Source organism: Brevibacterium album DSM 18261 (assembly GCF_000426445.1).
Taxonomy (GTDB): Bacteria; Actinomycetota; Actinomycetes; order Actinomycetales; family Brevibacteriaceae; genus Brevibacterium; species Brevibacterium album.
On record NZ_AUFJ01000009.1, the window covers coordinates 638,750 to 661,157 of the forward strand.

The following is a 22,408-nucleotide window of genomic DNA, read 5'->3' on the forward strand; positions in this document are numbered from 1 at the left end:
ATTCCCTCATCTGCTGCCGGCCTTCCGTCGGTCCATGCGCTGGTGCTCCCGCGAGCGCGCTGCCGCTTCATATATCCGTTCCAGGCCACGGGTCTGACTGCGCACGTCGAACTGTCGCTCCACCCGGGCACGGCCCGCATTCCCGAACTTCCTCGCAAGCGCTTCGTCGTCGAGAAGCGTGCGAATGTGCACGGCGAGCTCCGCGCTGTCCCCTTCCGGAGCCAGCAGACCCGTCTGTCGGTCTGCAACCGCTTCCGGCACGCCCCCATGCGCATAGGCCACGATCGGCAGGCCCTCCGCAGCCGCCTCGAGGTAGACCATCCCGAATCCCTCTGCCGCTCCGCTCGGCGCTGTGCGCGACGGTGCGCAGAACACGCGCGCGCGTCTGAGCACACTGCGGACATCAGAGGGTGACAGACGGCCGAGGAACTCGACCTGGGCTGCCGAGGAGGCGGCCGACTGCTCCAGCTCCTCCCGCAGAGGGCCCTCACCCACGACTGCGACACGCAGCGGTCGTCCCTGCGCTGCGAGCGCACTGACCGCGGTCAAGAGGTCTGTCACGCCTTTGACTTCGACCAGACGTCCGACGAACACCACGTCCCACTCCGGTGCGGGGCGGGAGGCGGGGCGGTCCTCCGGCACCGGAATGCCGATGGGCTGCACCACCACGCGCTCCGCCGGCGCCCCCAGCGCGATCGCCCTGCGCGCGGTGAACTCCGATACCGCGACGACGCGCTCAGCCGTCCGCAGCATCCTGCGCGCCCGGAGACGATAGCGGAATCCGCGCAGCCCCCTGGTGAGCGGAGCCGCAGTCACATCGTGACCGTGCACGGTCACGATGAGGGGGATCCCCGCACGCCTGCACGCATGGGAGGCGACCACCGCTTCAGGAATGAAGTGTGCGTGCAGGACATCCGGCCGGGTCTCCCGGAGATAGCGTCGCAGGGAGCGCGATCGTCCGGTGAGACCGGCGATCCGCAGCCGCAGGCGCCGGAACGGGGCCGATTCCAGTAGGAGGACGTCCGCATCCCGAGCCAGCGGCGACGGTTCCCGCACCAGCCCGAGGGAGACGTGTTCCCACTCGGTGAGGGCGTCCTCCTGGTTGCGCACGAAGGTCTCGGAGGCCGGCAGCCACGAGCGCTTCCATACGGCGACCCTGCGAACCGCCTTCATCTCCTCGCTCCTCTCTGCGCAGCCTTCCGGAGCTGCTCTCCCACCATCGTCAGGTCCTGCGCGTCCACTCTCAGGAAGTCGCGCATGGGAATCGAGAAGTGCTTCTGCAGCCACACGAGGTTCAGCCCTCCGGCCACGATGTTCCCCACGAGCGTGGCGATCGCCGCACCCACTGCACCGTACGACGGTGCCAGCAGGAACAGCACGGAGACGCTGGCAATGCACGCGATGAGGAGCGACCAGCTTCGCAGACCGGGACGCCCGCGTGAGCTCAGCCCCACCCCGGCGACCGATCCCGGGTTGCCGAGCACGGTGCCGACGAGCAGGATGACGAGCACCGGCAGCGCTGCCGCGAACTCCTGTCCGAAGAGGATCGGCAGCATCCAGATGCTCACGACGCCCACGCCCAGCGCAGTGGCGCCCGTGAGCATGGTGGACAGACGCGAGGCGCTGGCCAGACGCGCGGCCCGGGGATCGGCGGACTCCGCGCGGAACATCACATCGCGGATCGCATTGTTGAAGACGAGCACGAGGTCGGCCACTTGCACCGCCACCACATAGAGCCCCACCTCACGCACGTCAGACAGCGGGAGCAGAAGCAGCTGGTCGACGCGGGAGAGCAGGATCCCCGCTATCGCGCCGAACCACACGCGGCCGCCGTAGCCGAGGAGACCGCGCGAGCTCTGCGCCCCTTCGCCGCCGCGGCCCTCCCCACCTCCCTGCGCACCGGCCCCCTCAGACCGAGCCTGAGAGCTGCGCCGGCGGACCCTGCCGATGACGGGGAGGTAGGCGAACACCCCGAGCAGCGTCGTCGCCGACATCAGGAGCGTAGCGGTGAGCACCGTCAGGTTGCCGGTGGCCGCCAGGCAGGCCGCCAGCCCCAGTCTGGACATCGCCCCGATCGTCCGCTCCCAGGCGACGAGCCCCCAGGCGTCGAGCCCCTGCGCGACGCCGCGCACCAGCGAGAGCAGGAGTGCGGGCACCAGCATCGCGACAGCGATGGGGATGAGGGAGGCCACCACCTCGGAACCGCCCGCAAGCACATCCGCGAGCGCGATGAAGCCCGCCACGGCCAGCAGCCCGATCACGAGCACGGCGGCGGAGGCGCGCAGCAGCATCGCGCCTATGGGCCGCGCACCTCTTGACACGTAATAGGTCAGGGCCTCGGGAAGGCCCATCGTGAAGAGAGACAGGCCGAGGGTGAAGGGCGCCACTGCCGCACCGGCCGCACCACGACCCTCGACCCCCAGCGTCTGAGCGAGGATGGGTGCGGTGAAGAACGCAGCGAGCGGAACCACTGCGTTGCCGAGCATGGTGATGCTCACATGTCTGGTGAGGCTGGCCATCCGCTCACCTCTGCAGATCGCCCAGGAGAGTGCCGCGCACGGCGGCAGCCGCATCGGCCCATCTCCAGAGGCTCTCGTCCCCGCGGCCGCGAGGCCTGGAGAGCGCCTCGGTGATCGCCGCGGCCATCGCTGCCCCCTCAGGTTCGGCGACGATCACATCGCGGAAGATCTCCTCTATGCCGCTGTCGGCAGCGGTCACTCCGGGGATGCCGAAGTACTCCGCCTCCGCCAGCGGCAGGCCGAAGCCCTCGTCGGAGGAGGCGAGGACTATGCAGGAGGCCGTGGCGATGAGCTGTTGGTACTCCTCGTCCGTCACGAAGCCCGGCAGGCGAACGCGATCGCCTAGCCCCAGGGACGCCGCTCGGGCGCGGAGCTCCTCGCCGTATGCACCCCGTGCTCCGAGGATCGTCGCCGTCGCATCCCGCACCGCGGGCCCCAGCTGGGCCATGGCGTCGATGACGAGCTCCGGCCTCTTGTTGTTGTGATGGCCGAAGGTCACGACATCGGCCGGTGCCTGCGGAATCGTCGGAACCTGCCAGCGGCGTGCGTGGTCGCGGCCGTTCTCCACGACCAGTGTGCGCGCAGCAGGAACGATCTCCCGCGTCTCCGCTTCTGTCTTGTCGGAGATGCAGATGTTCAGATCCGCATGCTTCGCCGAAACCTCCCACAGCTTGCGATACAGCTTCTGGACAGCGCCGAACTCCTCCGGTCGGCGAAGATGCCGCCAGTCGTGCTGGAAGCAGAGGGCCGGCGTGCGCCTGAACAGCGGCGAGACGATGGGGCTCAGGGACACGCAGCAGTCCGCGCGGGAGAGCGCCCGCATGACCGGGGTGGCGAGCACCTGTCCCGGTGCGCGGGTGAGGATGCGCTCATTGGGCCAGCTGAGAAGGCGCACACCGGAGCAGTCCGCCAGGGGCTGCCGGAGGGATCTGCCCCCGGCCACCACGAGCTCGTCCCCCGGGAAGGCCTCCGCCCACGCACGGATGAACTCAACCGCGTGCAGACGCATGCCCCCGGAGAACTCCGTGGCGGCGAGTGCATCGACGAGGACCCTCATCCGTGCGCTCCCCTCTTCGCCTTCGGGTGGAGCGCCGGGGAGAGGAGGTGGGGGTACCGTGCGTAGAACTTGAGCATGGAGGAGACCTCGCGCTTCCACGGTGTCAGGCGGAACCGTCCCGCCGTCTCGCGGGCCCAGCCGTGGGTCCAGAACACCTGGGAGGTCACCGCGCTCGGTATGCCGGCACGCCGCGCCCGCAGAGCCAGGTCGGTGTCCTCGTAGTAGAGGAAGAAGTGATCGTCCCACGGCCCGTCCAGCAGCTCGAACGTCTCGTGCCTGCCTGCGACGGCGGCCCCGGTGAGCCAGACGACAGGGGTGAGCGCCCGGTCCCGTTCCGCGCTGAGGCGGTAGCGGCCCTGCACCCGCTCCGGCGCCAGGCGGTTGAGGACCTTGTCAGTGAGATACGGCCAACCTCTCCCGTTCGGCTGCAGCGAACCGTCGTCATTCACCAGCTGCGGCGACACCAGCAGATGCCGGTCTCCGATCAGACGCTCGAGTACGGACAGGTTTGCGACATCCGCTGCGACGTCCGGATTCACGAATGCCGTGTACTCCCCGCGAGCGGAGGCGAATCCCACATTGTTCGCTGCGCCGAACCCGCGGTTCTCATCCAGCTGGATCACCTGTGCACCCAGCGACCGGGCGAACTCGACGGTCCCATCGGTCGAGGCGTTGTCCACCACGATCCATTCGACCCGGTCGTCGGCGCGGAAGCCGCTCCAGTACTCCCGGAGCCTGTCGGCGCTGTTGTAGGTGACCGTGATGAGAGACCACCGCGGGTCCGGTCGACGACTTCCGGATACGTCCATGCCTATGCTCCTCGACCCGTGACCTCGAATGCTCCGATGCGTATCCCTCATCGGATGAATACGTACCTCGTACAGTGTAGACACGTATCCCGGGGGAGCAGACCTCCTCCGTTGCGGGATGCCGGGCCTTCACCGCTGCCCGGCACATTGGTCCCGCTGCCCTGCTGGATCCCCGAAGCTCAGATACGCGGCGAGAGAGGCGATGATCAGCGGGCACCGGCATCCTTCTCGCACTCCGCCGGGGTACGGCCCGCCGCCCTCAGTCGATCAGATCGTGGCGCACGATCGACTGCTCGCGGTCCGGGCCCACGCCGATCACGGACATCCGCGTGCCGGAGAGGCGCTCGAGTGCCAAGATGTAATCCTGTGCGTTCACCGGCAGGTCCTCGAAGGTGCGGACACGGGTGATGTCCTCCTGCCAGCCGGGGAAGACCTCGTAGACCGGCACCGCGTGATGGAAATCGGACTGAGTGAGCGGCATCTCGTCCACCCGCACCCCGTCGACCTCATAGGCCACGCAGACCGGGATCTCCTCCAGCTCGGACAGGACGTCCAGCTTGGTGAGGACGTAATCCGTGAATCCGTTGACTCGCGAAGCGTACCGGGCGATCACAGCGTCGTACCACCCGCAGCGGCGCGGGCGGCCGGTGTTCACACCGTACTCGCCCCCCTGCTTCTGCAGGTACAGGCCCATGTCATCGAACAGCTCGGTGGGGAACGGCCCTGAGCCCACCCGCGTCGTGTAGGCCTTGACGATGCCCACCGACCGGGTGATGCGCGTGGGCCCGATCCCGGAGCCCACACAGGCGCCGCCCGCCGTGGGGTTGGAGGAGGTCACGAACGGATACGTGCCGTGATCGACGTCCAGCATCGTCGCCTGACCGCCCTCCATCACGACGAGTTCGCCGCGGTCGAGGGCATCGTTGAGCAGGAGCGCGGTATCCGTGACATAGGGACGGAGCCGCTCGGCGTAGGACAGCAGCCCCGCGACGATCTCGTCGACCTCGACCGCCCTGCGGTTGTAGACCTTGATGAGGAGCTCGTTCTTCTGCTTGAGCGCACCCTCGATCTTCTGGCGGAGGATCGACTCGTCGAAGATGTCCTGCACCCGGATGCCGAGACGGCCCACCTTGTCTGCGTAGGCAGGACCGATGCCCCGACCGGTGGTGCCGATGGCCCGCTTGCCCAGGAAGCGCTCCGTGACCTTGTCGAGCACCTGATGGTAGGGGACGACCAGGTGCGCGTTCGCGGAGATGCGCAGCTTCGAGGTGTCCGCACCGCGCGATTCCAGCATGTCGATCTCCTCGAACAGCGCCTCGAGGTTGACCACCACGCCGTTGCCGATCACGGGCGTCGCGTTGGGAGAGAGGATGCCCGCGGGAAGGAGCTTGAGCTCGTACTTCTCGCCGCCGACCACCACGGTGTGCCCCGCGTTGTTGCCCCCGTTGGGCTTGACGACGTAGTCGACACGGGTGCCGAGGATGTCGGTGGTCTTGCCCTTGCCCTCGTCGCCCCACTGGGCACCGACGACCACGATCGCTGGCATTGCTCTCTCCTTCTTCGCGCGCACATGCGCGCAGACATGAGCGTGGGCCCCGGCCGAGGCCCGCCCCATTGTTTCACGTCTGCACGAGCTTCACCCCTCCGACCTGCGCGCACCCGCACAAACGGGCTCAGTCTCGGAGGGCACCGGCCTTGAGGACATCCACCCGATTCCGGCCGCGCACCTCACCGCTCAGCGGAGGACAGGGGCGAGCACCTCCAGCTGCGCATCGATGTCGTCGGCCATGCGCTCGAACGCACTGAGCGTCTGCCCGAAGGGATCTGCGACTTTCCGCACCCGCACCTCGCGCGGCAGCCCCTCCCGAGCCTCGTGAGCAGAGGCGAGAACATCCTCGAGCGCGGACCCCCGCGCGGCACCGAGGCGCACCAGCTCCGCGAGCTCATGCAGCGTGAAGATCCGGCCGGCCGCCTCGGGCACCAGATTTGTGCAGAAGCTCCGATGGTCTGCGGACATCCCGAGCACCAGACTCGCATCTGCAACCAGCTGCGCCGTCACCTGCCGAGCAGCATGCGAGGCGCAGGAGAATCCCCGAGCGCGCGCGATCTCCTCGGCTCCCTCATCAGCCGGCCAGCCCCGCAGACCGTGCGTGCCCGCGCTGGTGACGGCATCTCCCACATCCAGGAGAGCACGAAGGCTGTGCTCCGCGTACGGCGAGCGGCAGATGTTCCCCGTGCAGATCATGAGAACCCGGCCCGAAGCGGGGAGAACAGTGCTGGTCATGACCATGACAGTACAAGGGCAGGGGGACGCTAGCCGCCGTCAGGCCCGGTCGGCGGCGGCCATGCGCGTCCATCCGCTCGCCCCGGGCATGAGCCAGGCCCTGACCCTGCCGGACGTGCCGAGAAGCATCAACCCGATGCAGATCGGAATCGCATAGGCCGCCGCGAATAGCCCCCAACCGCTGAGCTGCTGCTTCAGCGCCCAGATGACAGCTCCGTGTATGAGCAGCACGGGAGTGCTGGTGAAGACCAGGACAGTCGCCGTCCGGAGGACTGGCGCAGGAATGAAGGGCTCGATCGCCTGAACGAGGAGGATCGCACCACAGGACACAGCAGAGACCGCCAAAAAGCTCAGCACGGGCGTGCCATGGTTTCCCGCCTTGAGCACGATCGGTGCGGCCCACCCTGCCAGCAGGAGCGCGAGACCTCCGCCGAGCGCAAGAACTGCCGGAAGCGCCACGGAGCGCCGCGTCGCTGCCGTCATGCCGACAGGAGCCACTGTCTGCAGCAGTCGACCGACGATGAGGAACTGCAGGGCCCAAAGTGCATTGCCGAAGCCGAGGGGCAAGAAGCTCGTGTAGGTGCCGAGGGTGACCGATCCTGCGACCGAGAGGACGAGGGCCAGGAGGAGGGGACCCCACCCTTGGGCTCTGTCGATCAGACGCAGCAGGAGACAGGCGAAGAACATTGCAGTGAGGAACCAGTATGCAGTAAACGGCTCAGTGGCTCTGGCACCGCCCCACACAGTCACAGCTGCCGTCTTCAGCACGATGACCGGGGGCGCAGAGGTCAGGAACAGCGCGGCGATGAGCACACACAGCAGAGGCGTCCCCCACGCGATGTACGGGCGGATGAGCGTGCGCCACTTGTGCCGGGTTTCCTCGACGACTCCTCGTCCGGGCTTCCAGAGATATCCGGTGACCACGAAGAACACCGCGACGTACCCGCTCAGAGGCTTATCCGTCCACACGTGCCCCGCCACGACGAGGGTCAGAGCGAGGAACCGCACAAGGTCCAACGAGGATGACCGGCTCCCCATATCTGCCCCCTCTCCCTCGCCGGTGGCCGCGCATCCGCGCCGCGCTTCCCTGGGGGAACCTGGCAGCAGATCTTCTGGCAGTCCGAATGCTACCTTAACGGGATTTATCGCATTCAACACCATCGGCCAAGGCTCCTACCGCTCCGCCGGCCTCAAACCACGACCTCAGCTACCGACAGGCGAAGACAGGCGACGTCTCCTGGTCAGAGCACAGCACGACCGGCGCGTCGAAAGACAGCGAAGGCACAGATGAGCGCAGCCACCGCGGCTGCGCTCATCACGCAGACGTGCAATGCCCGCTTTCTCCGCCAGGCCCCACGCACACCCCCGCGTCCGCACTCACCTCATCCGGTTGCCGGCGGAGCCCAGGTTCTCGCAGGCCTCCACGATGCGGGCGGCCATGCTCGCCTCGGCGGCCTTGCCCCAGGCGCGGGGGTCGTAGATCTTCTTGTTGCCGACCTCGCCGTCGATCTTGAGCACGCCGTCGTAGTTCCGGAACATGTGATCGGCCACCGGGCGCGAGAAGGCGTACTGCGTGTCCGTGTCGATGTTCATCTTCACCACACCGTGGCGCACGGCCTCGGCGATCTCCTCTGCCGTCGAGCCGGAGCCGCCGTGGAAGACGAGGTCGAAGGGCTTGTCCTGGCCCACCTCGGCACCGATCGTCTGCTGGATCTCGCCCAGCAGCTCCGGGCGCAGCCGCACATTGCCCGGCTTGTAGACGCCGTGGACGTTGCCGAAGGTCAGCGCCGTGAGGTAGCGCCCCCTCTCACCCGCGCCCAGCGCCTGCACCGTGGCGCGGGCGTCCTCGACCGTGGTGTAGAGCTTGTCGTTGATCTCGTTCTCGACGCCGTCCTCCTCGCCGCCGACCACGCCGATCTCGACCTCGAGCAGGGTCTTCGCCGCATTCGACAGCTCGAGGAGCTCCTCCGCGATCCGCAGGTTCTCCTCCAGCGGCACCGCCGAGCCGTCCCACATGTGCGAGCCGAACAGCGGGTCCTCACCGCGCTTCACACGCTCCTGCGACAGCGCCAGCAGCGGCTTCACCCACGACTCCACCTTGTCCTTGGGCGCATGGTCCGTGTGCAGGACGATGTTGACGTCATAGGACTTCGCGACCTCGGCGGCGAACACCGCGAAGGCCACCGCTCCCCGCACCTGGTCCTTGACCGTGGGGCCGGAGATGTACTCGGAGCCCCCGGTGGAGATCTGGATGATGCCGTCCGACTCCGCCTCCGCGAACCCGCGGATCGCCGCGTTGATGGTCTGCGAGGACGTGCAGTTCACCGCCGGATAGGCGAAGCCCTTGGACTTCGCGTTGTCGATGAGCTCGGAGTAGACCTCGGGGGAGGCGATGGGCATGGCTTCTCCTTCGTATGGGGAACCGGGACGGGGAAGTCTCCGCACCCATGCTTTCACCCGCCGCAGGTTTCCACCAGTCACACGCCGAGGCGGGAGCAGGCATGCCTGCTCCCGCCTCGGCGTCGGAACACTCCTTCAGCGGCCCTCGTGGCCCTGGCCCCGGGAACGCCCGCGGGTGTCGGGCTCGAGCCCACCCGAACCAGCACGACGGAGCACGACAGGGCCTCTCGTCGCACTTATCCGATAGTCGATGCGATTGTCGATGCGCGACTCGATCTTGTCGCTCCATTCGTCCTCGAAGCTGGACTTCACATGCGAGCGCATGAACAGGTAGCCCGCCTGGAGCCGGGCCTCGCGCCTGGCGTACTCCGTGATCCGCATCTCCTCGCGCAGCGCCCTGTGCGTCGAGAAGCACATGAGCAGCAGCACCACGCTGAACGGCAGGGCCGTCGCGAGCGCCGCAGCCTGCAGCGCCCCCAGGCCGCCGGCCAGCAGCAGGGCGATGGCGAGGAGGCCCTCCATCACCGCCCAGAGGACACGGGACCAGGTCGGCGGGTTGGGATGCCCGCCCGAGGCCAGCATGTCCACCACGAGCGAGCCCGAGTCCGAGGAGGTGATGAAGAAGATCGCCACCAGGATGATCGCGATGACAGAGAGGATCGCGCCCAACGGCAGGCCATTCAGCATGTCGAAGAGCGCGGCCTCTGCAGCGACGTCGCCGCCCTCGGGGAAGATCGGATCGTCGCTGTACAGCTGACGCCAGATGCCGGTGCCGCCCAGCACGGAGAACCAGAGGAAGCCCACAATGCTGGGCACGAGCAGGACGCCCGCGATGAACTGACGGATGGTCCGGCCGCGGGAGATGCGGGCGATGAAGACGCCCACGAAGGGCGCCCACGAGATCCACCAGCCCCAGTAGAAGATGGTCCAGGCGGCATTCCATGCCTCGCCCTCCGCGCCCGTGAATGCCCCGGAGTCGAAGGTCATGCCCATGAAATTGGCGAGGTAGACACCCAGGGACTCCACGAAGTTCCGCATGAGGAAGAGGGTCGGACCCAGTGCGAGCACGCTGACCAGGAGCACTCCGGCCAACGTGAGATTGATGTTCGACAGCCACTTCATGCCCTTGCCCACGCCCGAAGCCACGGAGAGGATCGCGATGAACGTGATGACGACGATGAGGACCACGAGAACGAGGTTGTCCACGGCATCGACGATGCCGATCGCCTGCATGCCGGAGGCGATCTGCTGCACGCCCAGGCCGAGCGAGGTTGCGATGCCGAACACCGTGCCGAACACCGCGAGGATATCCACGAGATCCCCGAACCAGCCCTTGACCGCCTGACCGAACAGCGGCTCGAGCGCCCAGCGGATGGAGATCGGCCGCCCGCGCCGGTGGATGGCATAGGCCAGCGCCAGGCCGATGACGGCGTAGATCGCCCAGGGGTGCAGGCCCCAGTGGACGAAGGTCTGAGCCATCGCCAAGCCGGTCTGCTCGTCCCCGCCCTGCGGCCATCCCGGCTTCGCGTCGAAGGTGGCGTAGCCCAGCGGCTCGCCCACCCCGTAGAAGACGAGACCGATGCCCATGCCTGCGGCGAAGAGCATCGCGAACCAGGACAGCAGGCCGAACTCGGGCCTGTCGTCGTCATTGCCCAGCCTCACGTTCCCGAACTTGCTCAGGCCGATGAACAGGCAGAAGGCGATGAAGCCGGCCACTACGACCATGTAGTACCAGCCGAACGTCGACACGATCCACCCGTTGATGGCTTCCAAGGCGCTGCCGATCGCGTCCGGAAACGCGATCGCGGCCACTGCCACGCCGAGGATCACGATGAGGGCAGGCCAGAAGACCCGCGGGGCGATCGTCCCCTTCCCCAGCACCACTCCCTGGGCACGAAGCTTCCCGACGATGCGCTTGTCCGAATCGCGCTCCTGCAGCTGCTCGGCCTCATCGAGCTCCTCAACAGAGGACTCGGGCGCCTCGCCCAGCTCTTCGGCCACGAAGGCCTGTGCCTGCTCCCGGAACAGGTCCTCATCCGCGGATTCCGGGGAGTCGCCGTCGACTCCCTCATCTTCGAGGTCGTCCGCCTGCGTACTGATGAGAACCGCCTCCGGTTCTTCTTCGTTTCCTCTGCTCATATTTGTCACCTTCCAAGTTGCGAACAGCGCAAGGACCACAATCGCACACTCCTGTGATGCGAGTCACGCGGTACCGCAATATGACACGGGCTCGGTTACGACAACACCACATGTGCAAGTCGAAGTGCAATCCGAGACCGTCCGGACACCGCGCACCCCGTTCCCGCCAGCACGCCGCCGCAGCGCCGCCTTCACCCCCAGGGAACACCCTCCGCAGGTGTGCTCCATGCCACCGCATGGCTACAGTTCCCGTATGAGCACCCCGCGCATCGGCCCCGTCCCCGGCGCCCCCAGCCGCAGCGCCGTTGCGGCCTGGGCCCTGTGGGACTGGGGCTCCGCCGCCTTCAACGCCGTCATCGTCACCTTCGTCTTCGCGCCCTACCTCACCTCGGCCGTCGCCGCGGACGAGGCCTCGGGCTCCGCCGCCCTCGGCTGGGCCACGGCCGCAGCCGGCCTCGTCATCGCCCTCGTCGCCCCCGCGATCGGCACGCGCGCGGACACCGGCGGACGGCACCGCTTCTGGTTGGGCTTCCACACCTTCGTCGTGATCGCCTCCATGGCCGCCATGTTCTTCGTGCGCGACACCCCCGAGCACCTGTGGCTGGGACTGATCCTGCTGGCCGCAGGCAGCGTGTTCTTCGAGTTCGCGGAGGTCTCCTACAACAGCATCCTGCTCTCACTCTCCACCCCGGCCACCGTCGGCAGGATCTCCGGACTGGGCTGGGGGCTGGGCTACCTGGGCGGGCTCGCCCTCCTCGTGCTGCTCCTGTTCACCGTCATCCAGCCGGAGACCGGCCTGTTCGGCGCCACGGACGAGAACGGCCTGCGCTATCGCCTCGTCGCCCTCCTCGCCGCCGCCTGGTTCGCGGTCTTCGCACTTCCCGTGCTGTTCATGGGGCCGCGCTCGGCCACGTCCGGGACGAAGGCGGCACCAGGGAGCGCGGAAGGGACCGCCGCGCAGGCCGGGAGTGCGCAGGCTGAGACCTCCCCCGCGCCCGAGGCGAACCCGGCCGCCCGCCCCGCCCGCGCCTCGGGCGCCTCTCCGCTCTCCTACCTCCGCGGCTTCGCCGCCGACTATCGCCGGCTGGGCAGGAGGCTCGCACGCATGTGGCGCGAGGACCACACCACCCTGCGCTTCCTCATCGCCTCCGCCGTCTTCCGCGACGGGCTCGCCGCGATCTTCGCCTTCGCCGGCATCCTTGCCGCGGGATCCTACGGCTTCTCCCCCTCGGAGGTCATCGTGCTGGGAGTCGCGGCGAATCTCGTGGCCGGTCTCGGATCGGTGGGGGCGGGTGTGCTCGACGACCGCCTCGGGCCCCGGATCGTCATCGTCGTGAGCCTCGTCTGCCTCATCATCGGAGCGATCCCGATCCTGCTCTCCGATTCGCCCGTCGTCTTCTGGGCGGCGGCGATGTTCCTGTGCATCTTCGTCGGCCCGGTGCTCGCGTCCTCGCGCTCCTATCTCGCCCGGATCACACCGCCGGAGCACGCCGGTGAGAACTTCGGCCTCTACGCGACCACGGGGCGCGCGGTCAGCTTCCTCGGTCCCGCCTGCTTCTCCCTCGCCGTCATGCTCCTGGGCTTCCAGCGCGCAGGAGCCCTGGGCATCGCCCTCGTCCTGGCGGTGGGGCTCGTGCTGTTCCTGGGGATCAGGGCACCCGCCGGCGCTGATCCGCGCATTCGCGCGACTTAACGAGCGTACAGTAACTTGTTAGACTCGCGGCAACGGCCCGCCGACGGCCGCAGCACCACTCACCCGGGGTCTTACACCCCAAGCAACCGCACACACAGGAGTGTTCATGGACCAGCTTCTGAACAAGGAAGAGCTGGAGTTCGCGCAGCACATGCGCGAGTTCTACCGCACCGAGATCCCGGAAGAGCTGCGCTTCAAGGTGGCCACCGGTCAGGACCTGACGAAGGACGACATCGTCACGTCCCAGCGCATCCTCAACCAGCACGGCTACGCAGTGCCCAACTGGCCCGTCGAGTACGGCGGCCAGGACTGGACGCCCGTGCAGCGCCACATCTGGCTCGAGGAGATGCAGCTGGCGTGCGTGCCGCAGCCGCTGGCGTTCAACGCCTCCATGGTGGGCCCCGTCATCGCGACCTTCGGCTCCAAGGAGATCAAGGACCGCTTCCTCCCCGCCACGGCGAACGTGGACATCTGGTGGGCGCAGGGCTTCTCCGAGCCCAACGCCGGCTCCGATCTCGCCTCGCTCAAGACCTCCGCGGTCCGCAAGGGCGACAAGTACATCGTCAACGGCCAGAAGACCTGGACGACGCTCGGCCAGTACGGCGACTGGATCTTCATGCTCGTCCGCACCGACCCCACCGTGAAGAAGCAGGCCGGCATCTCCTTCCTGCTCATCGACATGAAGTCGCCCGGCGTCACGGTGCGGCCGATCCAGCTCATCGACGGCGGCCACGAGGTCAACGAGGTCTTCTTCGAGGACGTCGAGGTCCCGGTCGAGAACCTCGTGGGCGAGGAGAACAAGGGCTGGACGTACGCCAAGTTCCTCCTGGGCAACGAGCGCACCGGCATCGCGCGGATCGGCATGTCAAAGGTGAACCTGGCCCGTGCCAAGGCCTACGCCGCCATGACCAAGACCTCCCGCGGGACGCTCCTGGACGATCCGCTGTTCTCCGCACGCCTCACGGAGATCGAGGCGCGCCTGACCGCCCTCGAGTTCACACAGCTGCGCATCCTCTCCACGCAGGCCGCCGGCTCCGACAAGCCGGACCCCCGTTCCTCCGTCCTCAAGCTCCACGGCTCGCAGCTCCAGCAGGACATCACCGAGCTGCTCGTCGACGTCCTCGGCCCCCAGGGCCTCGACTTCGTCGACTCGACCGCGGTGGGCGAGGGCTTCACCGACCTCCCCGGCGCAGCGGCCAGCGCACTGCCCGACTACTTCAACTACCGCAAGGTGACCATCTACGGCGGTTCGTCCGAGGTCCAGCGCGGCATCATCAGCAAGGCGATCCTGGGTCTCTGACCCGGCCAGCCCAGACCTACGGATCCAAGGAGAGAACACAGATGGACCTGGAACTCACAGAAGACCAGCGCGAGCTGAAGTCCACCGTCGCACGCCTGCTGAAGTCCGAGTACGACGCCGCGACCCGCGAGGAGATCCTCGCCTCGGAGACGGGCTGGAGCCGCGAGAAGTGGGAGCAGTTCGCGGAGCTCGGCCTGCTGGGCCTGCCCTTCGCCGAGGACTACGACGGCGCGGACATGGGCTTCGCCGAGGTCGCCGTCGTCATGGAGGAGTTCGGCCGGGCCCTCGTGCTCGAGCCCTACCTCTCGACCGTCGTGCTGGGCGGAGGTTTCGTGAACGCCGCCGGCACGGATGCGCAGAAGGCGGAGATCCTCCCCGGCGTCGTCGCAGGCGAGACCCTGCTCGCGTTCGCGGGCTTCGAGCCGGCCGGCCGCTATGACCTCACCTCCCCGGCCGCCTCCGCCGCCGAGGCCGGCGAGGGATACGCCGTCACCGGCGAGAAGACCTCGGTGCTGGGCGCTGCCGATGCGGACACCTTCATCGTCTCCGCCGCGGCCGACGGCGGTGTGGGGCTGTTCCTCGTGGCCGCCGATGCCGAGGGCGTGACCGTCTCCCCCCGCACGCAGGCAGACGGCGTGCGCACCGGCTCCGTCCGCTTCGACGGTGCGCAGGCTGTGCGGCTGGGCTCCGGGGATGCCTCTGCGGTCATCGAGAAGGTCGTCGACACGGCCAATGCGGCCCTCGCCGCCGAGGCCGTGGGCGCCATGGAGACCTCCCTGCAGATGACGGCGGAGTACCTCAAGACGCGCGAGCAGTTCGGGGCGCCCATCGGCGTCAACCAGGCGCTCCAGCACCGTGCCGCGGACGCCTACGCCACGCTGGAGGGTGCCAAGTCGATGGCGCTGTACGCGAAGCTCGCAGTCGCCGGCGAGGAGGCGGCCGCGGCAACCGGAGAGGGCGCAGTGGACTCCAAGTCGCGTCACCGCGACGTGCTGGCCGCCAAGCTCATCATCGACAAGGCGGCACGCGAGATCAGCCAGGAGTCGATCCAGATGCACGGCGGCATCGGCATGACGATGGAGTACCCCATCGGCCACTTCGCCAAGCGCCTCACCGTCATCACCCGGACCTTCGACGACAAGGACGAGGTCACGCAGGAGCTCGCCTCGCTGGGCGGCCTCCTCGAGCCGCACGCGGCCGATCTGAGCTGATCGGGGCGCTCTCCGCCGGGGTTCCGCCCCACGCCGCTCTGATGCACGTAACGCCACCGCAGATCCGGGATATCTGCGGTGGCGTTACGTGTGCTTGGTGGAGAACCCTGTGCACCTCCTGGTGCCAAGCGGCCGCGCGGTTCGGTCCGCGCTCCACACCATGAGTCCAAGACTGCAAGTGAAACTCAAACTCCGAATCTGCAGTTTGAGTTTCACTTGCAGTTTCAGTGTGAGACGTGCGCTGCGCTCACCGCTGGCCGGGAGGCGCGAAGCGGCTGTCGTCGCCGGGATCGCGTCCGTCCGACCGGGGTCCCGGCGCCTGCGGGCCTGAGCTCGCGCCCGCACCGGGACCCTGCTGCGGGTGCTGCGGGTGCTGCGGATGCGTCGGGGGTGCGGAGTGGTGGGGAGCGGACATCGGCCCCGGGCGACCACCGGGGCCGGGGTGCGACGCAGCACCGGGGTGCGGATGCCCCTGTCCGCCCTGCTGAGGTGCACCGGGATAGCCGCCCGCTCCGGGCTGGGAAGGCTGTGCGTACCCCGGCGGCGGTCCCGCCGGAGGTGCACCGGAGCCGGGAGCCGACGGCCCACCGGTGTAGGCGCCGGGAGCCGGCGGACCCATCGGCCCGCTTCCGCCCATGGGCCCCTGCGGGCGCGCCCCTCCCGGGTATCCCGGTCCGGCCGGTCCACCCGGGTGAGGCCCGCCGGGGTGGGGTCCACCCGAGTGACCTGCAGGAATCCCCGGGTACTGCCTGCCGGGGTGGCCTCCCGGCCCGCCCGGTGCTCCCGGCCCTGCCGGCGCTCCCGGGTATGATCCGCCGGGCGCTCCGGGGAAGCCGCCGGGAACCCCGGGACCGCCCAGTGCGCCGCCCTGCTGCTTCTTCCTCGACCGCAGCACGAGGAACACGATGAGCGCCGCGGCGCCGAGCACCACCACGGCGCCCACGATGACGAAGACGACCCACCAGGGGAAGCCGCTCGCATTCGCCGTCGCGGAGAGGAAGTCACCCTCGAAGTCACGGAGATCCCAGGTGGCCGTCTTCCCCGAGATCTCCGCGCCCTCGGCGTCGATCACGGCGCCGGGGAAGGAGACGGAGACGCGGGCCTCGTCGAAGGCCGTGCGCATGGACCCCATGCCCATGCCCGCCTCGCCGCCGGCCTCGGCCACCGGGTTGGACATCTCGAAGCTGATCTCGCCGTCCGCGGAGGAGACGCTGATGCCCTCCATCGATGGGCCACCGAACTCCGAGGTCGCGGATCCCGTCGAGAACTCCTCCGCCGGCACCCGGTCGAACGTCATGAGCATGCCCATGTAGCCATCGTCGTCGATGAGCTTCTCCACGGTGACGCCGTCCGGCACGCTGGGATCGTTCTGCATCTCCGCCACCGATCTGTCGAGCTCCGCCTCGTCGACGGGCTGGCCCAGATCCTCGAACGCCCGCGGGTCCACGAGCATGGCCAGGCTGCCGCTGACGGTCTCGTCCGCAGCGATCTGGAAATCGGCGTTGAGCTTGACGCATCCGCTGAGCACAAGGGCGAGCAGGGCCGCCACGATGCCGAAGACGAAAGGTCTGGTGCGCTGCTGCGCAGTGCTGGCGCGCATGATGGGCTCCGATCCGGGTGCGGTGACGGCCTCGCCGCGTACCCGCCCAACCTATCAGCGGCGCTCAGTGATCACTTCTCCCGGCCGTCTTCCGTCACGTGGCTGGGGAAAGTGATCGCTCGGGCGGGGAGATTCACTCGGCTCGCCGCCACCGGTCCGCGCCGCTCCACCCGCGCTCAGCTCACCCGCTGTCCGAAGACGTGCCGCCGGACCCAGGCGTGCATCGCCACGGAGGCGGCAGCGGCGGCGTTGATCGAGCGCGTCGAACCGAACTGCGCGATCGAGAGCACGGCCTCGCACGCGGCATGCGCCTCCTCGCTCAGCCCTGGCCCCTCCTGGCCGAACAGCAGGACGCAGCGCTCGGGCAGCTCGAAGGTCTCCAGGGGCACGGAGTCGGGGAAGTTGTCGATGCCGATGAGCGGCAGGTCACGCTCCGCGCACCAGTCCGCAAGCGCCCTGGCATCGGGATGGTGGTGCAGGTGCTGGTAGCGGTCGGTGACCATCGCCCCGCGCCGGTTCCAGCGCCTGCGCCCCACGATGTGCACGGCCGCAGCGTTGAAGGCGTTGGCGGTGCGCACCACCGAGCCGATGTTGAGGTCGTGCTGCCAGTTCTCGACGGCCACATGGAAGCCGTGGCGATGCGCATCCAGGTCCGCGACGATCGCCTCGACGCTCCAGTACCGGTACCGGTCCGCCACATTCCGCCGGTCGCCCTGGGCGAGCAGCTCGGGATCCCAGTGCTCGCCCGCCGGCGGTGCACCCTCCCAGGGCCCCACGCCCACCGGCGCTCCGCCGGAGGCCTGGGGCCCCACGTCCACCGGCGTCTCACCGGGGGTCAGGGGCGCCTCGGCCTCCGATGCCTCACCGGGAGCCCGAGGCGCCTCAGGCACCGCACCGGGCGTCTGTGCGCGCACTTCGCGGCCCGCGGGCGCGGTGCCCGCCTCCGCCCCGGCCGCGGAGTGCCGTCCGCTCACTTCCCGTTCTTCTCGGCCGCACCGCCGGACTTCCCGGCCCCAGCGGACTTCCCGGCCGCACCGGCCTTCGCCTCCGCAGCCTCGGCGGTGCCGCCCTTCCCGGAATCGGAACCCGTCGCCGAGGCACCCTCCGGAGCATCCTCCGCGCCCGCCGAGGCGGCAGCCGCTCCCCGGCCCGCCTTCCGGGACCTGCGGGCGACGGCGCTGCGCCCGGCGCGTCCGGCACCCGCCAGCAGAGTGCGGCGGTAGGCCGCCGAGGCCAGCAGGAAGACGATGAGCCCCACGGCACCGGCGACGGCGGCCGCAGCCAGACCCTCCCACCATTCGGCGTTGTCGCCGAAGAAGCGCAGGGGCATCGCGACCGGCGAGCTGAACGGCACGTAGGAGAGCACCGTGAGCACCGTCTGCTCGGCGCGGAAGAACATCGGCAGGACCGCGCCCGCGGCCGCCAGCACGACGACCGCGCCGTAGCCGATGCGCCGGGCCGCTCTCGTCGCACTCGTCGAGATCCAGAGGTGCGCGGACAGCACGAGGAAGACGGTGGCCAGCGCGATGAGCGCGAACCAGCCCAGCCCGGGGAGGAGGGCGACGGCCTCGGAGGTCCGCTGTCCGATCGACAGGCCGATGAGCAGCACACCGGCCCCCACCAGCACGAACGTCAGGGACAGCAGGCTCAGGCCGTAGACCCGGCCCCAGGCCGAGGAGCGCGCGGGCACGGCAGAGGCGATGACCTCGGCAAGGCGGTTGCGCTTCTCCGTCCGGAGGTTCTGGTACAGCGCCGCGCCCATCACGAGGGCCGCGAGCAGCACGATGGCGCCCAGGCCCCAGCCCACCGGATCGGCGAGCGAGGAGTCGACCGCGGGCTCCTCGACGAACTGGACGGGAATGGGCTGGTTGAGCCTGTCGAGGACCGCGGTGGGCTCGCGGTCGAGCGCGATGAGCTGGGCCTGGCCCATGCCGGTGGGGTCCATCGCGTAGACCGCGCCGGCCTCACCGCTGCGCAGCATGGCCTCGCCGTCCTCGACCGTCTCCGCGACGACCACGGGGATGCCGATCTGCTGGGCGAAGGCGTCCGCCTGCTCCTCCGGCACGCCCACGACCGCGAGCGTGCTGTTGCCGCCGGCCTCTGACCCGGTCTGCTGGAAGCCGATGATGAGGGCGGCGATCGTCGCGAGGCCCAGCACGAGCGCGCTCACGTAGAACAGCGGGCTCCGGGAGACCGTCGAGGTCTCGCGGTGCGCCACGAGATAGGCCGCCTGCGAGGCGGAGAGATCGTGGAACTCGCTCACGAGTCCGGTCTTGGGCACGGTGGCCGGATCCGGCCGGTCCTCGCGCAGCTCCTCCGGCACCTGGTCCTCGTCCCCGAGGTCGATGAAGTCCTCCTCGAAGGCGCTCTCGTCGCCTGCCCCTCCCCTCACGATGTCGAGGTCCTCGGGACCGCCGCTCCCCCCGGGAGCGCTCTTCTTCTCGTCGCGGTTGTCATCGACCATGTGCTTACACCGACTCCTTGAACAGCTCTGAGAGATCGCGGGTCACCGGCCCGAACTCGCGGGCCCCGGTGATGCCGGAGACATAGGAGGCCGCGGCGACCTCATCGGGGGCGCGGAAGGCGACGAGCGCACCGTCGACGGCCACGTCCTCGGCGCCGGCCGCGGATGCCGCCTTCGCCGCCGCGGCCGCTGCACCGGCGTCGGCCAGGCGCAGACGGAAGCTGCGGGACTCGCCCTGCAGCTCCTCGAGCGTGCCCTGGCCGACGATGCGGCCGTGGGCGAGGACGATGAGGTCATCAGCCGCGTCCTGCGCCTGCTTCCACTTCTCCGAGGTGAAGAGGACGGGCACACCGGATTCCGCGTGGTCGCGCAGCAGCGCGAAGACCCGCTCAGCGGAATCGGCGTCGAGACCGTCGAAGGGCTCATCGAGGACCACGACGTCCGGGTCCGCGGCCAGGACCGCGGCGATGTCCACGCGCGCGATCTCGCTGCCCGAGAGGTGGCTGAGCTGGGCGTATGCGCGGTCGGACAGATCCAGCCGCGCCAGGAGGGTGACCGCGTTCTGCTCGGCCGCACCCAGGCTCATGCCGTGCAGGCGGGCGAGGTACACGATCTGCTCCAGCACCTTCATCCGCGGGTAGCCGCCCCGCTCGCTCGGCAGATAGCCGAAGTTCTGGCGGTCGCCGAAGCCCAGGGCATGGCCTTCGAGCTCGATCGTCCCCTCCGCGGGATCGATGAGCCCCATGACGGCCCGCACGAGCTCGGTCTTGCCGGAGCCGCGCAGCCCCACCACACCGGTGAGCCGACCGGCCTTCGCCTCGAACGAGACGTCCTTGAGGAAGGTCTTCCTACCCGAGGAGACCGTCAGTCCCTTCACTGTGAGCACGTGGATGTCCTTATGCGTTGGATTGTGCGCCCGCCCGAGCGGGCACCGGATGCGCCGAGCCCCTGCTGCGCTCGAGCTCCGCGGCCCGACCATCTCCATGATCGCGCCCCGGTGCCCGAAGTGTGTGCCGGTTCTCAGTGTGCCGTGGTTCAGTCTGGTGGCGAGCGCCCCGCGCGGCAAACGCGGAGGCGGGCGAGTCAGCGGCTTCGGTGCAGACTCACAGGCTGCGCGGTGCGCCGACGCGCGGGACGTGGCACCCCACCGCGCGGGACGCATGTGCATTCTGCGCGAAAGCGGCCGGCTCCGAGCAGAAAGCACATACCCTGCGAAGCGAGCGCCCCGCCTCAGTCCAAGCCGAGGTCGCGGGTGCTCAGCGCTGAGAGGTACGGGACGCCCGCCTCCTGCTCCACCCGCTCCTTGGCGCCGGTCTCACGGTCCATGACCACGACGACGGCGGCGACCTCGGCACCCGCCTCGCGCAGCGCCTCGACCGCGGTGAGGACGGAGCCGCCCGTCGTCGAGGTGTCCTCGACGGCGACGACCCGCCGGCCCGCGACATCGGGACCCTCGACCCGGCGCCCCATGCCGTGCTCCTTGGCCGCCTTGCGCACGACGAAGGAGTCCAGCGGCGTCCCGCGCACCACGGAGCGGTGCATGACGGCGGTGCCCACCGGATCCGCGCCCATCGTCAGTCCGCCCACGGCCTGCACGGCGGTCTCCCCGGTGAGGAGGCCGTTCTCCTCCAGGAGGTCGAGGACGACATCGCCCACGAGCGGGGCGGAGCGGTGGTCGAGGGTGACGCGGCGGAGGTCGAGGTAGTAGTCGGCCTCCCTGCCCGAGGACAGGGTCACGCGGCCGCGGACCACGGCCAGTTCATCGACGAGGGCGAGCAGCTGCGCACGGGTGTCAGTCATGGGAGGAATCGTATCCGCTCCGCCAGGGCCCCATGCGTGCGTGTCCGCCATGTCCTGGGAGAGCGTGTCTGCTCTCTCCTGAGACAGCACACCACGCCGCAGTGCGGTGCCGAAGGGAATGTGCGGGCGTTCTCCGCTCAGCGCCTCCGGAACCGGCGGAAGCCGCTGCTGGCCTCCCGCGCGAGCGGACGCGGCAGCACCTGCAGCAGTGCATGCGCGCACCGATACTGCCAGCCGGCGACGCTCACGGTCCGCCCGGCGCGGGCATCACGCAGCGCCGTGTCCACGACGTGCTCCGGCTCCAGCCAGATCCAGTCCGGCCCCGTCCGCCGCACCCGCATGCGGTCGTGGAACTCCGTGCGCACGAATCCCGGCAGCACGGCCGTCGCCGTCACGGGAGTGTCCGCGAGCTCTGCGGCGAGCGCCTCCGTGACGATCATCGCCGCGCTCTTCGCCGCCGAGTACACCCCGTAGGCCCCCAGCGCCGCGAGCGAGGAGACCGTGAGGATCCCGCCCCTGCCGCGTTCACGCATCCGGCGCGCGGCGTGCCAGCTCAGCTGCGTGACGGCGGTGAGCATGACCGAATCGCTGGCGGCGAGCGCCTCCGGCTCCGTCTCCAGGAGAGAGGTGCGCAGCCCGAACCCGGCGTTGTTCACGAGCACGTCGACCCGGGTGCCGTCGATGAAGCGCGCCACGCGGTCGATGCCCTCATCCGTCGCGAGGTCCGCGGGGAGGGCGAGTGCCCGGTGGCCGTATGTGCGCTCGAGCCCGGCGGCGCATCGTCGCAGAGCCTCCGCGTCGCGGGCGACGAGCATCACGTCGTACCCCTCGCACGCCAGCCGCTCCGCGAACACGAGCCCGAGGCCGGCGCTCGCGCCCGTGATGAGCGCGCACGGCCGCTCGCTCAGCTGCACCTCGTCGGCCTGCCGCTCTCCGTCGCCGGCTTGCTGCACCTCGTCGGCCTGCTGCACACCGCCGGACCCGCCGGCTCGCCGCGTCCGACTCTGTTCGTCACCCTCGGACACCGCTCCTCCGGCCCCATCCGCCTCGTTCACGCTCACGCCTCTCCCCGCTCTCTCCGATACGGCCCGCATATTCCCTTTCGCACCACGCCGCGGTGTGGTGCGAAAGG

At 69.2% G+C, this 22,408-nt stretch carries 18 protein-coding genes; 3 read left to right on the forward strand and 15 right to left on the reverse strand.

All coding sequences use genetic code 11. From position 1 onward, the window contains the following. Positions 1-6: 6 nt before the first annotated feature. From K318_RS18970 to K318_RS18990, 9 genes are all read right to left on the reverse strand, one after another. The gene (locus K318_RS18970; protein ID WP_051297387.1) at positions 7-1,173 is read right to left on the reverse strand and encodes a glycosyltransferase; all 1,167 of its coding nucleotides are present in this window, start codon (positions 1,171-1,173) and stop codon (positions 7-9) included. Next, the gene (locus tag K318_RS0102975; RefSeq protein WP_029088373.1) at positions 1,170-2,519 is read right to left on the reverse strand and encodes an oligosaccharide flippase family protein; all 1,350 of its coding nucleotides are present in this window, start codon (positions 2,517-2,519) and stop codon (positions 1,170-1,172) included. Before K318_RS0102975 ends, K318_RS18970 begins: the two co-directional genes overlap by 4 nt. Positions 2,520-2,523: 4 nt before the next feature. Next, positions 2,524-3,576 carry a glycosyltransferase gene (locus K318_RS23385; protein WP_029088374.1) on the reverse strand — a complete coding sequence of 351 codons (1,053 nt, stop codon included), beginning with the start codon at positions 3,574-3,576 and terminating at the stop codon, positions 2,524-2,526. Beyond that, positions 3,573-4,385 (reverse strand): glycosyltransferase, encoded by an 813-nt coding sequence (locus tag K318_RS18980; protein ID WP_051297390.1) that lies wholly within the window; start codon positions 4,383-4,385, stop codon positions 3,573-3,575. The genes K318_RS23385 and K318_RS18980 overlap by 4 nt, the downstream gene beginning before the upstream one ends. A gap of 259 nt (positions 4,386-4,644) precedes the next feature. Then, positions 4,645-5,931 carry an adenylosuccinate synthase gene (locus K318_RS0102990; RefSeq protein ID WP_029088375.1) on the reverse strand — a complete coding sequence of 429 codons (1,287 nt, stop codon included), beginning with the start codon at positions 5,929-5,931 and terminating at the stop codon, positions 4,645-4,647. Between the two features lie 189 nt (positions 5,932-6,120). Further along, entirely contained in the window at positions 6,121-6,669 is a 549-nt protein-coding gene (locus K318_RS23390) for an arsenate reductase/protein-tyrosine-phosphatase family protein (protein ID WP_169721438.1), read from the reverse strand. A 39-nt stretch (positions 6,670-6,708) separates the two neighbouring features. Beyond that, a complete protein-coding gene (locus K318_RS0103000; protein WP_156913746.1) occupies positions 6,709-7,830 on the reverse strand; it encodes an acyltransferase family protein in 1,122 nt (373 codons plus the stop codon). Between the two features lie 216 nt (positions 7,831-8,046). Beyond that, a complete protein-coding gene (gene fbaA / locus K318_RS0103005) occupies positions 8,047-9,069 on the reverse strand; it encodes a class II fructose-bisphosphate aldolase (RefSeq protein WP_029088377.1) in 1,023 nt (340 codons plus the stop codon). 135 nt (positions 9,070-9,204) lie between these two features. Then, positions 9,205-11,208, reverse strand: a complete 2,004-nt coding sequence (locus tag K318_RS18990) for a BCCT family transporter (protein WP_084499546.1) — start codon at positions 11,206-11,208, stop codon at positions 9,205-9,207. 253 nt (positions 11,209-11,461) lie between these two features. Between K318_RS18990 and K318_RS0103015 the strand changes: the two genes are divergently transcribed. The 3 genes from K318_RS0103015 to K318_RS0103025 all read left to right on the forward strand — a co-directional run bounded on the left by K318_RS0103015 (position 11,462) and on the right by K318_RS0103025 (position 15,412). Continuing rightward, positions 11,462-12,901: an MFS transporter gene (locus K318_RS0103015; protein WP_051297394.1), complete on the forward strand. Its 1,440-nt coding sequence runs from the start codon at positions 11,462-11,464 to the stop codon at positions 12,899-12,901. 106 nt (positions 12,902-13,007) lie between these two features. Next, on the forward strand, positions 13,008-14,201 hold the full coding sequence (locus K318_RS0103020; RefSeq protein WP_029088379.1) for an acyl-CoA dehydrogenase family protein: 1,194 nt from the start codon (positions 13,008-13,010) through the stop codon (positions 14,199-14,201). 41 nt (positions 14,202-14,242) lie between these two features. After that, the gene (locus tag K318_RS0103025; protein ID WP_029088380.1) at positions 14,243-15,412 is read left to right on the forward strand and encodes an acyl-CoA dehydrogenase family protein; all 1,170 of its coding nucleotides are present in this window, start codon (positions 14,243-14,245) and stop codon (positions 15,410-15,412) included. A gap of 247 nt (positions 15,413-15,659) precedes the next feature. Here K318_RS0103025 and K318_RS25180 read toward each other — a convergent pair whose 3' ends face one another. From K318_RS25180 to K318_RS19000, 6 genes are all read right to left on the reverse strand, one after another. Then, positions 15,660-17,012 carry an LppM family (lipo)protein gene (locus K318_RS25180; protein WP_029088381.1) on the reverse strand — a complete coding sequence of 451 codons (1,353 nt, stop codon included), beginning with the start codon at positions 17,010-17,012 and terminating at the stop codon, positions 15,660-15,662. Between the two features lie 176 nt (positions 17,013-17,188). Continuing rightward, positions 17,189-17,851 (reverse strand): TrmH family RNA methyltransferase, encoded by a 663-nt coding sequence (locus K318_RS24175; protein ID WP_051297533.1) that lies wholly within the window; start codon positions 17,849-17,851, stop codon positions 17,189-17,191. A gap of 131 nt (positions 17,852-17,982) precedes the next feature. Further along, on the reverse strand, positions 17,983-19,476 hold the full coding sequence (locus K318_RS18995) for an ABC transporter permease (RefSeq protein WP_051297397.1): 1,494 nt from the start codon (positions 19,474-19,476) through the stop codon (positions 17,983-17,985). 4 nt (positions 19,477-19,480) lie between these two features. Further along, positions 19,481-20,362 carry an ABC transporter ATP-binding protein gene (locus K318_RS0103045; protein ID WP_029088383.1) on the reverse strand — a complete coding sequence of 294 codons (882 nt, stop codon included), beginning with the start codon at positions 20,360-20,362 and terminating at the stop codon, positions 19,481-19,483. Positions 20,363-20,706: 344 nt separating this feature from the next. Continuing rightward, entirely contained in the window at positions 20,707-21,276 is a 570-nt protein-coding gene (gene pyrE / locus K318_RS0103050; RefSeq protein ID WP_029088384.1) for an orotate phosphoribosyltransferase, read from the reverse strand. A 137-nt stretch (positions 21,277-21,413) separates the two neighbouring features. Then, complete coding sequence (locus tag K318_RS19000; protein ID WP_245579741.1) at positions 21,414-22,337, reverse strand: SDR family NAD(P)-dependent oxidoreductase; 924 nt, start codon at positions 22,335-22,337, stop codon at positions 21,414-21,416. Between the last annotated feature and the right edge of the window lie 71 nt (positions 22,338-22,408).

Bases quoted from the DNA above. Each gene is read 5' to 3' on its own strand.
- K318_RS23390 (WP_169721438.1), bottom strand. From the start codon at position 6,669: ATGACCAGCACTGTTCTCCCCGCTTCGGGCCGGGTTCTCATGATCTGC.
- fbaA (WP_029088377.1), bottom strand. From the start codon at position 9,069: ATGCCCATCGCCTCCCCCGAGGTCTACTCCGAGCTCATCGACAACGCG.
- K318_RS0102975 (WP_029088373.1), bottom strand. From the start codon at position 2,519: ATGGCCAGCCTCACCAGACATGTGAGCATCACCATGCTCGGCAACGCA.
- K318_RS18995 (WP_051297397.1), bottom strand. From the start codon at position 19,476: ATGGTCGATGACAACCGCGACGAGAAGAAGAGCGCTCCCGGGGGGAGC.
- K318_RS25180 (WP_029088381.1), bottom strand. From the start codon at position 17,012: ATGCGCGCCAGCACTGCGCAGCAGCGCACCAGACCTTTCGTCTTCGGC.
- pyrE (WP_029088384.1), bottom strand. From the start codon at position 21,276: ATGACTGACACCCGTGCGCAGCTGCTCGCCCTCGTCGATGAACTGGCC.
- K318_RS0103015 (WP_051297394.1), top strand. From the start codon at position 11,462: ATGAGCACCCCGCGCATCGGCCCCGTCCCCGGCGCCCCCAGCCGCAGC.
- K318_RS18980 (WP_051297390.1), bottom strand. From the start codon at position 4,385: ATGGACGTATCCGGAAGTCGTCGACCGGACCCGCGGTGGTCTCTCATC.
- K318_RS18990 (WP_084499546.1), bottom strand. From the start codon at position 11,208: ATGAGCAGAGGAAACGAAGAAGAACCGGAGGCGGTTCTCATCAGTACG.
- K318_RS0103000 (WP_156913746.1), bottom strand. From the start codon at position 7,830: ATGGTGTTGAATGCGATAAATCCCGTTAAGGTAGCATTCGGACTGCCA.
- K318_RS18970 (WP_051297387.1), bottom strand. From the start codon at position 1,173: ATGAAGGCGGTTCGCAGGGTCGCCGTATGGAAGCGCTCGTGGCTGCCG.
- K318_RS0103025 (WP_029088380.1), top strand. From the start codon at position 14,243: ATGGACCTGGAACTCACAGAAGACCAGCGCGAGCTGAAGTCCACCGTC.
- K318_RS23385 (WP_029088374.1), bottom strand. From the start codon at position 3,576: ATGAGGGTCCTCGTCGATGCACTCGCCGCCACGGAGTTCTCCGGGGGC.
- K318_RS0102990 (WP_029088375.1), bottom strand. From the start codon at position 5,931: ATGCCAGCGATCGTGGTCGTCGGTGCCCAGTGGGGCGACGAGGGCAAG.
- K318_RS0103020 (WP_029088379.1), top strand. From the start codon at position 13,008: ATGGACCAGCTTCTGAACAAGGAAGAGCTGGAGTTCGCGCAGCACATG.